An 11,792-nucleotide genomic window follows, 5' to 3' on the forward strand; every position below is an offset into this window, starting at 1 on the left:
GTGGGAGCGGCCTTGTGTCGCGAAAGGGCCGCAGCGCGGCCCCAGGGTTTCAGCTTCGCACGGAAAATTGCCGAGGCCGCTTTGCGGCCCTTTCGCGACGCAAGGCCGCTCCCACAGGATCATCACAGCCCAATAGACCTATGCAGAACCTATGAGACAGCGATGTTTCAGGGCGAAATCGGGTCACTCGCCGGGAAAGTCTCGTCCAGCGCATTGTCCACTGCGCTTTCCCCGGTTTTCTCGCCACAGTGGCAATCAGGCATCCGGCACGGCTCGCCATTGCGATGCCCGCTGGCACAGGCCTCGCAACAATACACCTTGCCTTCGAGCTGCAAGGCATTGGCATCCACGGTGCAGGAACAATCTGCACAGGCACAACGCAGTTCGTTCATGGCTTGCTCTCCTCGTCATCGACTACATCATCGGTCCACGGTTCGCCATCCAGCGGCGCGGAGCGGGCCAGTTCGGCTTCGTCCAGGCCTATGCCGCCGCCAATTTCGCTGGCCCCCACCCGCCGCAGGGTCTTGTCTGCCGGGCCGCCGCTGCCACCCGGTTCGTGCGGGTCGCGGGCGCCGGTTTCGTCCAGCAAGGTGTCCGGGCTCAAGTCGTCATAAGTGACATTGTCCTCGTGCAGGCTGTCGCTCAACGCCTCGCCGCCGGTCATGCCGCTTTCGGCTACGCGCCGGGGCGGGAACTCGCGGGCCACCTCCGCGGCTGGTCGCTCGTCACCCACACGCCCCTCGCGCTCATCCAGGCGCTCATCGAAATCCAGTTCGTGCACGCTGCCCATGCGGTCTTCGGTGTCGTCGATTTCGCTGGGGGTATACGGTTTCGGTTCATCTGCTCGGGCCATGTGCGTTCTCCGTCAGGTGGCTTCATTCGGTCGACTGCACCTGCTGCTGGAAGATTCAGAGTTTTTTTGAACTACCGCCCGGGCCGCTGCCTCCCAGCTTAGGGTTTGTATGAAAAGTCGCCGAGCGGCGATCAGGCAAGGCGAAAACAGGCGAGGAAGCGGAGTTTACGGGTTGTAAATGAGCATTCCGAGCCTGTTTTCAACGCAGCATGATCGTCGCGCAGGCACTTTTCGTACAAAGCCTAGAGACTGCGAACCGCCCGGAGCCCGCCATGGCCAAACCCCTGCAGGAATATGCGCGCAAGCGCGACTTCAATGCCACGCCCGAGCCCAGCGGCAAGCGCAGCCGTGGCAAGCGGGCCCACGCACTGCAGTTCTGCATCCAGAAGCACGATGCCAGCCACCTGCACTACGACTTCCGCCTGGAGCTCGATGGCACGCTGAAAAGCTGGGCCATCCCCAAAGGGCCGTCGCTGGACCCCAAGGTGCGCCGCCTGGCCGTGCACGTGGAGGACCACCCGCTGGACTACGCCGACTTCGAAGGCCATATACCCGAAGGCCATTACGGTGCAGGCGACGTGATTGTCTGGGACCGGGGCATCTGGGAGCCCGAAGGCGATGCGCTTGAGGCCTATGCCAAGGGCAAACTGCGTTTCCGCCTGCAAGGCGAAAAGCTCGGCGGTGTATGGAACCTGTTCCGCACCCACCTGGCCGGCAAGAAGGAACAGTGGATGCTGGTCAAGTCGCACGACGGCCAGGCGCGCAGCGAAGCCGACTACAGCATCGTCGACGCCCAGCCCGACAGCGTGCTCAGCGACCGCACGCTGGTACCGCGCAAGCCGGCAGCAAAAAAGGCCGCCGCGCCACGTCGCAAATCCGCCAGCAAAGGCCGGAAGGTGCCGTTGCCGGCGCAGTTGCAGCCACAATTGGCGACCTTGGTCGACTCCCCGCCCAATGGCGACTGGCGCTACGAGGTCAAGTTCGACGGTTATCGCATCCTTGCCCGCATCGACGGTGACGACGTGCGCCTGTTCACCCGCAATGGTCATGACTGGAGCAGCAAGATGCCCCGGCAGGTTGCCGCCTTGCGTGCGCTGGGCCTCGATTCGGCCTGGCTCGACGGCGAGGTGGTGGTGGCCGACGATAACGGTTCGGCGGACTTCCAGGCGCTGCAGAACGCCTTCGACACCGACAATGACGAGCACATCACCTATTACGTGTTCGACCTGCCCTTCCTCGGCGGCCAGGACCTGCGCCAGTTACCGCTGCAGGACCGGCGCAGCACCTTGCAGCACTTGCTGGAACACAACGAATCGGACCTGCTCAAGTACTCCGCCGACTTTGACCAACCCGTCGAATCCCTGCTCGACAGTGCCTGCCGGCTGCAACTCGAAGGCCTGATCGGCAAGCGCGTCGACAGCCCCTACAGTGGGCGCCGCAGCCCCGACTGGATCAAGCTCAAGTGCAAGCAGCGCCAGGAGTTCGTGATCGTCGGCTACACCGACCCCAAAGGCAGCCGCAGCGGTTTCGGTGCCCTGCTGCTGGCCTTGCACGACAACGGCAGCGGCGAGTTGCGCTATGCCGGCAAGGTCGGCACCGGCTTCAGTGCCACCACTTTGGCCAGCATCCATGCCCGGCTGAAACCCTTGGAAATCGCCAGGCCGGCCCTGCCCAACCCGCCCACCGGGGCCGAAGCCCGGGGCGTGCACTGGCTGAAACCGCAACTGCTGGCCGAAGTCGCCTATGCCCAGATGACCCGTGACGGCATCGTGCGCCACTCGGTGTTCCACGGCCTGCGCGATGACAAACCGGCTACCGCCATCGACCTGGAGCGCAGCATGCCTGCCAAGACCCTGCCCACGCGCAAGCAGGCCAAGGCCCCCGAGGCCTTGGGCGAGCTGCGCCTGACCCACCCCGAACGTGTGGTCGACGCCACCAGCGGCGTTACCAAGCGCGAAGTCGCCGAGTACTACGCCGCCGTCAGCCAGTGGATAATGCCCCAACTCAAGCACCGCCCGGTCGCGCTGGTGCGCGCGCCGGACGGCCTGGCCGGGGAGCTGTTCTTCCAGAAGAACGCCGGTCAGCTGCATCTACCCAACGTGCTCAGTTACGACAAGGCCGAGGCCGGCCAGGCGGCGATGGTCATCAACCGCGCCGACACCTTGCTGGGTGCTGTGCAGATGAACATGCTCGAGTTGCACACCTGGAACGCCACCGACAAGGACTTCGACAAGCCCGACCGCTTCGTCCTCGACCTCGACCCGGATCCGGCACTGCCGTGGAAGGCCATGCTCGAGGCCACCCAACTGGCCCTGACGCTGCTGGATGAACTGGGCTTGAAGGTATTCCTCAAGACCAGTGGCGGCAAAGGCATGCACCTGGTCGTGCCGCTGACCCGGCGGGCCAGCTGGGATGAAGTCAAGGCGTTCAGCCACGGCATCGTCGATTACCTGGCCAGGCTGTTCCCCGACAGGCTCAGTGCCGTTTCCGGGCCAAAAAATCGCATCGGGCGCATCTTCATCGACTACCTGCGCAACGGCAAGGGCGCAACCACCGCCTGCGCGTATTCCCTGCGCGCCCGCGAAGGCCTGCCGGTATCCGTGCCGATCTGGCGCGAGGAACTGCCACAACTCAAGGGTGCCAACCAGTGGAACATCGGCAACGTGCTTGAACGCCTGGGCGATGTGGATGACCCCTGGGCCGATTATGCCAAGACAAGGCAATCGATCACCGTAGGCATGCGCAAGCAACTGGGGCTGGCCCGATGACGGCTTGCCTGCAGCGCTACGCCCGCAGTGCCTCACCAAGGAGCCGAGCCCATGAGCATCGTTCAGGATTTTGACCTGACCAACCTCGATCGCCTGCTGCGTGCCTTCGGTGAGCGGCAGCAACCGCTCAACCTGGATACCCAGTTGCCGCAACTGATTCAGGCACTGCAAGCCGACCACCTCGACCTGCTCCCCCTGCCCGGCCAGGGCAATACCCTGCGGCGCTGGCAAACCCTGGCGCGGGTGGCAGGCTGTGACCTGGCCTTGGCCAAGCTGTACGAGGGCCACACCGACGCGTTGGCAATCCTTGCCGAATGCGCTGCGGCACACCACGCCGCCGAGGGTATATGGGGCGTTTGGGCCGCCGAACCGCCGGATGCCCGCGCCTTCATCGTGGACCGTGAGGGCGACCAGGTTCGCCTGAAGGGTCGCAAGGCCTGGTGTTCGGGCGCACTGCAGATCGACCGGGCATTGGTCACCGCGTGGGACCAGCACGACCAGCCCCAGTTGGTGGCCATCGAACTGTCCCATCCCAGCCAGGGCCTTGCCATAGAACGCTGGCAGGCCATCGGCATGGCCACCACCGCCAGTGTCGAAATCGAATTCAACCACACCCCTGGCATCGCCATCGGCCGCCCCGGGCAATACCTCTCCCGCCCTGGTTTCTGGCATGGCGGTGCTGGTATTGCGGCCTGTTGGTACGGCGCCGCGGAAGCTTTGGCCGATTACCTGCGCGAACACTGCCGCAACCCCCGCCCCGACCCACACGCCGATGCTCACCTGGGTGCGGTCGACGCCGCCTTGTACGGCGCCAGGGCGGCACTGCGCGAATGCGCGGCGTGGATCGACCGCCAGCCAGGCGCAGACGCCAGCTTCGAAGTGCGCCGCACCCGCGCCCAGGTGGAGCAGGCCGTGGAACAGGTGATCCACCACGTTGGCCGGGCGCTGGGCGCCTCTCCTTTCTGCCGTGACAACCATTTTGCCCGGCTGAGCGCCGACTTGCCGGTGTTCCTGCGCCAGAGCCATGCCGAGCGCGACCTGGCGGCGCTCGGTGAGCAGTTGGCCCAACAGCCGGCAGGAGTCTGGCAGCTATGAGCGAGAACCTGATCCAGGCGAACAGCGGTACACCGTGGGCTGCCTGGCAGCAGGCCGCGCACCTGGCCAGGGCTACCTGGATCACCCCGCAGCAGCTGTGCCCACCGGGCCGTCGCCTGGTACTGCTGGCTCCCCACCCCGATGACGAGATTCTCATGGCCGGTGGGCTGCTGGCAGGCTTCCAGGGCCGGGAAGACGACCTGGTGCTGATCTCCGCGACCGATGGTGAAGCCAGTCACCCTGGCTCTGCCCACTGGAGCGAACACCGCCTGCGCCGACAAAGGCCGCTGGAAAGCCGCCATGCACTGCAACAGCTTGACCTCGACCTCGGCCGCCTGGACTGGCGGCGGCTCCACCTCAAGGACGGCGCGTTGCCGCGCAACGAGGCGTTCCTGCTCAACCACCTGAGCCAGTTGCTCAGGCCTGACGACCTGCTGATAGCCACCTGGAGCGGCGATGGCCACTGTGACCACGAGGCAGCGGGCCGGGCTGCGGCGCAGGCGGCCCGGATGCGCAAGGTGCAATGCCTGGAAGTACCGGTATGGGCCTGGCACTGGGCGCAACCGGACGACCCGCGCCTGCCATGGCCACGCGCTCACCGCATCCAGCTGGACGAGGCCAGCCTGGCCCGCAAGCGCAAGGCCCTGGCCGCCCATGTCAGCCAACTCGAGCCGGATGGCCTGCGCCCGCCCGTACTGCCGCCGAACTTGCTGGAGTGTCTGCTGCAACCTTTCGAACTGGTGTTCCTGTAAATGGAGTTGTCATGAGCCTCGACCCACAGTATTTCGCTGACCTGTACGCCAGCAGTGAAGACCCTTGGGCCTTTCGCACCCGCTGGTACGAAAAGCGCAAACGCGACCTGGTCATGGCCAGCCTGCCGCGCCAGTGCTACCAGCGGGTGTTCGAGCCGGCGTGCGCCAATGGCGAGCTCAGCGCCTTGCTGGCCGAGCGTTGCGCCAACCTGTTGAGCCAGGACCTGGACCCTACTGCGGTAGCGCTGGCCGGTGAACGCTTGGCTGCACTGCGAAATGTCTCGGTGGAGTTGGCGCGGCTGCCCTCGGACTGGCCGGGTGGGAGTTTCGACCTGATCGTGCTGAGCGAGGTGGGTTACTACCTAGACCCGACCGACTGGCTGCAGGTGATCGAACAGTCGGTGGCCAGCCTGACCTACGACGGCGGGCTGCTGGCGTGCCACTGGAAGCATCCCATCGCTGGCTGCCCGCAAGACGGGCGTGAAGTGCATCGCATGCTGGCCCGGCACCTTCCGTTGCATCTGCAGTTGCAGCATGACGAGGCAGACTTCGTGCTGGAGTACTGGTCCACCCAGCCCAGCGTGGTCGACCTCGACGAGACTTGCCCATGATTGCCGTGGTGATCCCGGCCCACAACGAGGCCCGGCGCCTTGGGCGCTGCCTGCGGGCAGTACTGGCTGCCGCCCAGCAGGCGCAGCAGGCAGGGCACCAGGTGGAGGTGCTGGTGGTGCTGGACCGCTGCAGCGATGGCAGCGCCGCCGTGGCAAGACGCCTCGGTGTACCGGTACTGACGGTGGATGCCGGCAACGTCGGTATGGCCCGCCGGGTTGGCGCAGCGTACATGGTCGAGCGCGGCGCGCAGTGGCTGGCGTGCACCGATGCCGACAGCCGGGTGCCAGCGCACTGGCTGCTGTCGCAACTGGCCTGCAGGGCCGAGGTGGTTTGCGGAACGGTACATGTCGAGTCCTGGCAACCCTGGCAGACAGCGGCCTTGCGCAAGCTGTACCACAGCCGTTACCAGGCATGTGAGGGGCATCGGCATGTGCATGGGGCCAACCTCGGTGTATGTGCCGACGCCTATGATCGGGTGGGTGGTTTCCAGCCCCTGGCGGCGCATGAAGATGTGCAGCTGGTCAGCGACCTGCAGGCCAGTGGCGCGCAGATCGTCTGGACCGCCAGGCACAGCGTGGCCACCAGCAGCCGGCGCGACAGCCGCGCCCGCGAAGGGTTTGGCGATTATCTGGCGGGGTTGCAGACACAGATCTGATGCTGGTTCGCAGGCGGCGCGTACCCACACTGGCCTCAAGCCATGTGCAAATACCTGTAGGAGCGGCTTTAGCCGCGAAGAATTCAACGCGGTGCATGGCACCGGCTACGCCGGTGTTCGCGGCTAAAGCCGCTCCCACAGGGGCCCCGCGTTATGTACAGTTCCATGCGAGCTGGCTTGCGGTGACGATTCCTTTCACGACGCCTTGCGTGTCTTCTTCGCCGGCTTCTTGCCACCCAGGCTGCGCTTGAGCAGTTCGGTGAGGTCGAGGATGTCGGCGCCTTTCCCTGCTTCCGTCGCCTCGCCCTTCTCCACCGTCTCGATCTTGCCCTTGCTGGCCTTCTCTTCCACCAGGTCCATGATGGTCTGGCGGAATACATCCTGGTAGTCCGCCGGTTTCCACTCCCCGCTCATGTCTTCCACCAGCCGCTTGGCCATGTCCAGCTCGCGCTTGTCCACCTTGGCCTCTGTCACACTGCTGTCCAGCTCCAGTGTTTCCAGCCCGCGCACTTCCTCGGGCCAGCGCAGGGTGATCATCACCAACGCGTCGTCCAGCGGCCGCAACAGCGCCAGGTGCTGGCGGGTGTGCAGCACCACCGTGGCCAGCGCCACCTTGTTGGTCTTCGCCAGGGTTTCGCGCAGCAAGGCGTACACCTTGCCGCCACGACGGTCCGGGGTAAGGTAGTACGGCGTGTCAAAATACTGCAGCGGAATCTCGCCGGCCTCTACGAAGGAAAAGATGTCGATCGTCTGGGTCGCCTCGGGCCTGGCCTTGCGAATTTCCTCTTCGCTGATTACCACGTAGCGGCCCTTCTCGAACTCGACGCCCTTGACGATGTTGTCCTTGTCGATTTCCTTGCCGGTGACCTTGTTCACCCGCTTGTAGCCGACCGGCTCCATGCTGCGCTTGTCGAGCCAGTCGAAATCGACCCGCTCGGTGCGCACCGCGGTATTGAGGGCCACGGGTATGTGCACGAGGCCGAAACTGATGGCGCCTTTCCAGATTGCCCTAGCCATTGGAGGTGCTCCCAGGGTTGCCTGCCAATACCTGAATCGACTGCAGCGGGCGGCGAAGGTTTAGCCGCCCTGCCCTACGGTAGCGGGTTGCCGCCCGTCACGCCGAACACCTCCCCGGTGATGTAGCTGGACTCCTGGCTGGCCAGCAACACATACACCGGCGCACACTCGGCGGGCTGCCCCGGGCGCTTCATCGGTGTTTGCGCGCCGAAGTCGGGGATTTTCTCCGGTGGTTGGCCGCCACTCGGTTGCAGCACGGTCCAGATGGGGCCCGGGGCCACGGCGTTGACCCGGATACCGCGCTCGATTACCTGCTTGGCCAAGGCCTTGGTGAAAGCGACGATCGCGGCCTTGGTGGTGGCATAGTCGAGCAAGGTGGCTGAAGGCTGGTAGGACTGGATCGAGGCGGTGTTGATGATGGTCGCCCCTGCCGGCATCAGCGGCACTGCGGCCTGGCAAAGCCAGAAAAGCGCGTAGACGTTGGTTTTCAGGGTGTGGTCGAACTGCTCGTGGCTGATCTGACTGATATCCTTGCGCGCTTCCTGCTTGCCGGCAACGTTGACCAGGATGTCCAGGCCGCCGAGCTGCTCGTGGGCCTGGTCGACCAGTTCCTTGCAGAACTGCTCATCCTTCAGGTCACCAGCAATGGCCACTACCTTGCGGCCTTCGGCTTCGATCAGCTTGATGACTTCGCGGGCGTCGGGTTGTTCGATGGGCAGGTAATTGAGGGCAATGTCGGCACCCTCGCGGGCAAAGGCGATGGCCACTGCCCGGCCGATGCCCGAATCGGCACCGGTGATCAGCGCCTTGCGCCCTGCCAGGCGGCCAAAGCCCTTGTAGGTGGTTTCGCCGTGATCTGGCTCAGGCTGCATGTTGGCATCCAGCCCCGGCGCTGGCTGGCCTTGGGCAGGGAACGGTGGGTGCGGGTACTGAGTCAGCGGGTTCTGCATGCTGAACTGGTCGTGGGGTTTGTTGGGCATGGGGGTCACTCCTCTGGTGAAACCGGTATCGGCCCTTCGCGGGCTTGCCCGCTGCCACAGGTCTTGAAGCTGGTGGTAGTCCTGTGGGAGCGGGCAAGCCCGTGAAGGCCGCTCTACCGTTTTCGAGGTAAACCGCCATCGATGGTTTTTTCCGACTGGTCCATACACCGACCAGCGGTCGATACGTCACTCAGAGCGACTAGTTCCGTGCCTCGACTGCGTCGACATCCGGCGCGTCCGGTGCATCAGGGGCATCTGGCGCGTCGTCCACATCCGCCTTGGCAGCGTCCCTGGCTGCATTGGCAGCGACTTTGGCCTCGTCCCTTGCAGCATCAGCAGTTGCCCTGGCTGCATCTCTGGCCGCGTCAGCTTCGTTTCTGGCTGCGTCCCGGGCGGCATCTGCCGCGTCCCGGGCAGCGTCTCTGGCTTCATCTGCGCCTGCCAAGCCAGCCGCTTTTGCAGCGTCGCGGGCTGCGTCCGCCTCGGCTCGGGCAGCGTCTCTGGCTGCATCCGCAGTAGCTTTGGCCGCATCCCGGGCGGCATCCGCCTCAGCCCTGGCAGCGTCCCGCGCTGCATCAGCATCGTTTCGGGCTGCATCCCTGGCAGCATCTGCCGCATCGTTGTCGTTGTCGTTGTCGTTGTCATGCGCATCGCCTGGGCCTCTGCCGGCCATGCCACCACGGTCACCATGGTCACCATGGTCACCATCGCCGCCACCCGGGCCGCCATGTCCGCCACCACCATCACCGCCATGACCACTTCCAGAGCCACCGCTGCCACCACCGTGACCGCCACCGCCTCCAGAGCCACCGCTGCCACCGCCGTGGCCGCCGCCGCTTCCAGAGCCACCGCTGCCACCACCGTGCCCACCGCCACCTCCTGAGCCACCGCCACCGCCACTGCCGCCGTGACCACCGCCGCCGCCGCTACCACCGTCCTTGGCATACACGCTGGAGAAACTACCGATGTAGTCGGGCACCAGGACGGTCGATGCCGACAGGACGCCACCTATTGCCAATGCCAACAAACATTTCTTGAGCAACATGATGCACCTCCGCTTGGAGTTGCGTCGTCATCTCCGTATCGAACGCAATGACCAATGAGTTCGCAACCGCCCATGGAGCGGACAGCCAACCGGCGCGGCCATAGATCTGCAATGTCAGCGAGCAGCCTCAGTTTTCGCACGATCCTTCAGAGCCAGTCAGCATCTTTGCGTGGGAAATATTCCCACATATTAAGACTAGTACTGTCTGCCTGAGTTCCAAGGACCGAATATCAGGCCAAGGCACGTTTCAGGACTTGCCAGCAGTCACGCCTGGCTGAAAAGCACCCGCCTGAAAGCCTCGGCCGCCAGGTGTACCTGCACCGCCCAGTCCTGCGCCGCGTCACTGCCGGCATCATCGGAAATGTATTTCAGGCACACGAACGGGATGCCTTCGCTACGTGCGATCAGCGCCAGCACGTAGGCTTCCATGTCGACCACGTCGTAAGGTGCATCGCCATGGTTGATTTCGAAGCTGTCGCCACTGCCGCAGGTTTCCAGGGGCAGGCCGGGGATCTGCGCCCCATGCTCCAACACCACCGGGATGTCCGACAAAGGCGTCTGGTAGCGGGCAAAGCCCAGCGGGGTCACATCCATGTCGCGCTGCACGAAGCGGGTGCAGCACACCACCTCGCCTTTGCCATGGCGCTGGCTGCCGGCCGAGCCAAGGTTCACGATCAGCCTGGGCCGGCGTGCGGCAATAGCGTTGGTCAGGGCGATGGCAGCATTGACCTTGCCGATGCCGGTGAACACGGTGTCGAGCTCAGCGAATACATCCCCGGCTTCGGCTTCGAGGGCGAAGACAAACAACGTGTCGTCCAGGGAAATGTCGGGGAATTGCTTGATCAGCATCATGGCGCGGGTGGTTCCGAGTGGCTGCGAAAGGCGCGGCCATTTTCGGCCAACCCCGGCTAATTGCAAGCCCCGGCGGCCACCACCGCCCGTAACGCCTGCGCCCTGCCCAGGCCGGCAGCGCTGGCCTGGGCCAGGCATTGCAGTTGCTGGTCGGCATGGGTGCCTTGGCGCAACAGGTGTCGTGCATGGTGGAAGGCACGCTCGGCATCTGCCGTATCGACCGGCAACTGCTCCTGCAACTGGGCCAACCAACCTTCGGCCGTGACCGGCTGTTGCTCATGCAGGCCGATGAACTCGCCCTGGCGCCCATGGCGCATGGCGCGCCAGTAGTTTTCCTGGGTGATCCAGCGCTGCTCGCGGCTGCAGGCCACCGGGTCATGCCGGTACATGACGCTGTGCTCTACCAGGTGGCGAAACAGCGCAGCGATGCACAGCGCGTCCTCCAGGCGCGGGCAGCCATCGCAGATGCGCAGCTCGACCGTGGGGAAGCGCCGCGAAGGCCGGATCGCCCACCAGAAGTCGCCATCCGCGGCCAGCGACCCAGTGCGTTGCAGCAATGCGCGGTAGCGCTCGTAGGCGGCCCAGTCCGGCAAAGGCTCGGGCAAGCCCATGTGCGGCCACTCCCCGCAAATCACTCGACGGTAGCTCATGTAGCCGGTGCACTGGCCTGCCCACAGCGGCGATGACGTACTCAGTACCAACAACAAGGGCAGCCAGCCCAGTACACGGTTGATCAATTGCATGCGGTCGCAGCCTGGCGGTACGCCCACGTGTACATGCAGGCCGTTGAGCAGGCTGCGCTGCGCTACATGCCGGTAGTCAGCGAACAATTGCCGGTAATGCGCCGGGGTAGCCGGTTTCTGCCGCAGCCAGGCGGCATTGGGGTGGCTGGCCGCACCGTACAGGCCCATGCCCTCTTCGGCCAGCACCGTGTTCAACCGCTGGCGGCTGTGCTGGAAGAACTCGCGTGCCTCGAACTGGTTGGCGAACACCGGCGAGGCCACTTCGATCTGGCTGCGGAACATTTCCTGGGCAAAATACTGGCCCAAGGCCTCCCGGCAACGCCCGACTACGGCTGGCGAAGGTGTGGCCGGTACCTGCCCTGAGTCCAGGTTCACCAGCAGGTATTCTTCCTCGATGCCGAATGTGCAGGGTCGGGCCAT

At 64.8% G+C, this 11,792-nt stretch carries 12 protein-coding genes; 5 read left to right on the plus strand and 7 right to left on the minus strand.

What is annotated here, in order from left to right; translation table 11 throughout:
• Positions 1-167 precede the first annotated feature (167 nt).
• On the minus strand, positions 168-392 hold the full coding sequence (locus JV551A3_RS15200) for a metallothionein (protein ID WP_133972882.1): 225 nt from the start codon (positions 390-392) through the stop codon (positions 168-170).
• Positions 389-853 (minus strand): phosphotransferase system, HPr-related protein, encoded by a 465-nt coding sequence (locus JV551A3_RS15205; RefSeq protein ID WP_133972880.1) that lies wholly within the window; start codon positions 851-853, stop codon positions 389-391. Before JV551A3_RS15205 ends, JV551A3_RS15200 begins: the two co-directional genes overlap by 4 nt.
• Before the next feature lie 272 nt (positions 854-1,125).
• On the opposite strand from JV551A3_RS15205, the gene ligD reads away from it, so the two are divergent.
• The 5 genes from ligD to JV551A3_RS15230 are packed head-to-tail and all read left to right on the plus strand — an operon-like array spanning position 1,126 to position 6,735.
• On the plus strand, positions 1,126-3,621 hold the full coding sequence (gene ligD / locus JV551A3_RS15210) for a DNA ligase D (RefSeq protein WP_133972878.1): 2,496 nt from the start codon (positions 1,126-1,128) through the stop codon (positions 3,619-3,621).
• Between the two features lie 51 nt (positions 3,622-3,672).
• Positions 3,673-4,716, plus strand: coding sequence for an acyl-CoA dehydrogenase family protein (locus tag JV551A3_RS15215; RefSeq protein WP_133972876.1), 1,044 nt, complete (start codon positions 3,673-3,675; stop codon positions 4,714-4,716).
• The gene (locus JV551A3_RS15220; RefSeq protein ID WP_133972874.1) at positions 4,713-5,468 is read left to right on the plus strand and encodes a PIG-L deacetylase family protein; all 756 of its coding nucleotides are present in this window, start codon (positions 4,713-4,715) and stop codon (positions 5,466-5,468) included. Before JV551A3_RS15215 ends, JV551A3_RS15220 begins: the two co-directional genes overlap by 4 nt.
• A gap of 11 nt (positions 5,469-5,479) precedes the next feature.
• Complete coding sequence (locus tag JV551A3_RS15225; protein ID WP_133972872.1) at positions 5,480-6,079, plus strand: class I SAM-dependent methyltransferase; 600 nt, start codon at positions 5,480-5,482, stop codon at positions 6,077-6,079.
• Positions 6,076-6,735 carry a glycosyltransferase family 2 protein gene (locus JV551A3_RS15230; protein ID WP_133972869.1) on the plus strand — a complete coding sequence of 220 codons (660 nt, stop codon included), beginning with the start codon at positions 6,076-6,078 and terminating at the stop codon, positions 6,733-6,735. Before JV551A3_RS15225 ends, JV551A3_RS15230 begins: the two co-directional genes overlap by 4 nt.
• 195 nt (positions 6,736-6,930) lie before the next feature.
• On the opposite strand, the gene ku is transcribed toward JV551A3_RS15230, so the two are convergent.
• The 5 genes from ku to JV551A3_RS15260 form a co-directional block, all read right to left on the minus strand.
• A complete protein-coding gene (gene ku / locus JV551A3_RS15240) occupies positions 6,931-7,752 on the minus strand; it encodes a non-homologous end joining protein Ku (RefSeq protein ID WP_112251760.1) in 822 nt (273 codons plus the stop codon).
• 74 nt (positions 7,753-7,826) lie between these two features.
• Positions 7,827-8,732, minus strand: a complete 906-nt coding sequence (locus JV551A3_RS15245) for an SDR family oxidoreductase (protein WP_133972867.1) — start codon at positions 8,730-8,732, stop codon at positions 7,827-7,829.
• Positions 8,733-8,918: 186 nt separating this feature from the next.
• On the minus strand, positions 8,919-9,602 hold the full coding sequence (locus JV551A3_RS15250; protein WP_166674263.1) for a hypothetical protein: 684 nt from the start codon (positions 9,600-9,602) through the stop codon (positions 8,919-8,921).
• A gap of 439 nt (positions 9,603-10,041) precedes the next feature.
• The gene (locus JV551A3_RS15255; RefSeq protein WP_133972862.1) at positions 10,042-10,629 is read right to left on the minus strand and encodes a 5'-methylthioadenosine/S-adenosylhomocysteine nucleosidase family protein; all 588 of its coding nucleotides are present in this window, start codon (positions 10,627-10,629) and stop codon (positions 10,042-10,044) included.
• 56 nt (positions 10,630-10,685) lie between these two features.
• Complete coding sequence (locus tag JV551A3_RS15260; RefSeq protein ID WP_133972859.1) at positions 10,686-11,792, minus strand: carboxylate-amine ligase; 1,107 nt, start codon at positions 11,790-11,792, stop codon at positions 10,686-10,688.

The organism is Pseudomonas inefficax (assembly GCF_900277125.1).
Taxonomy (GTDB): domain Bacteria; phylum Pseudomonadota; class Gammaproteobacteria; order Pseudomonadales; family Pseudomonadaceae; genus Aquipseudomonas; species Aquipseudomonas inefficax.

Bases quoted from the DNA above. Each gene is read 5' to 3' on its own strand.
- JV551A3_RS15200 (WP_133972882.1), bottom strand. From the start codon at position 392: ATGAACGAACTGCGTTGTGCCTGTGCAGATTGTTCCTGCACCGTGGAT.
- JV551A3_RS15205 (WP_133972880.1), bottom strand. From the start codon at position 853: ATGGCCCGAGCAGATGAACCGAAACCGTATACCCCCAGCGAAATCGAC.
- ligD (WP_133972878.1), top strand. From the start codon at position 1,126: ATGGCCAAACCCCTGCAGGAATATGCGCGCAAGCGCGACTTCAATGCC.
- JV551A3_RS15215 (WP_133972876.1), top strand. From the start codon at position 3,673: ATGAGCATCGTTCAGGATTTTGACCTGACCAACCTCGATCGCCTGCTG.
- JV551A3_RS15220 (WP_133972874.1), top strand. From the start codon at position 4,713: ATGAGCGAGAACCTGATCCAGGCGAACAGCGGTACACCGTGGGCTGCC.
- JV551A3_RS15225 (WP_133972872.1), top strand. From the start codon at position 5,480: ATGAGCCTCGACCCACAGTATTTCGCTGACCTGTACGCCAGCAGTGAA.
- JV551A3_RS15230 (WP_133972869.1), top strand. From the start codon at position 6,076: ATGATTGCCGTGGTGATCCCGGCCCACAACGAGGCCCGGCGCCTTGGG.
- ku (WP_112251760.1), bottom strand. From the start codon at position 7,752: ATGGCTAGGGCAATCTGGAAAGGCGCCATCAGTTTCGGCCTCGTGCAC.
- JV551A3_RS15245 (WP_133972867.1), bottom strand. From the start codon at position 8,732: ATGCCCAACAAACCCCACGACCAGTTCAGCATGCAGAACCCGCTGACT.
- JV551A3_RS15255 (WP_133972862.1), bottom strand. From the start codon at position 10,629: ATGATGCTGATCAAGCAATTCCCCGACATTTCCCTGGACGACACGTTG.
- JV551A3_RS15260 (WP_133972859.1), bottom strand. From the start codon at position 11,792: ATGGCCCGACCCTGCACATTCGGCATCGAGGAAGAATACCTGCTGGTG.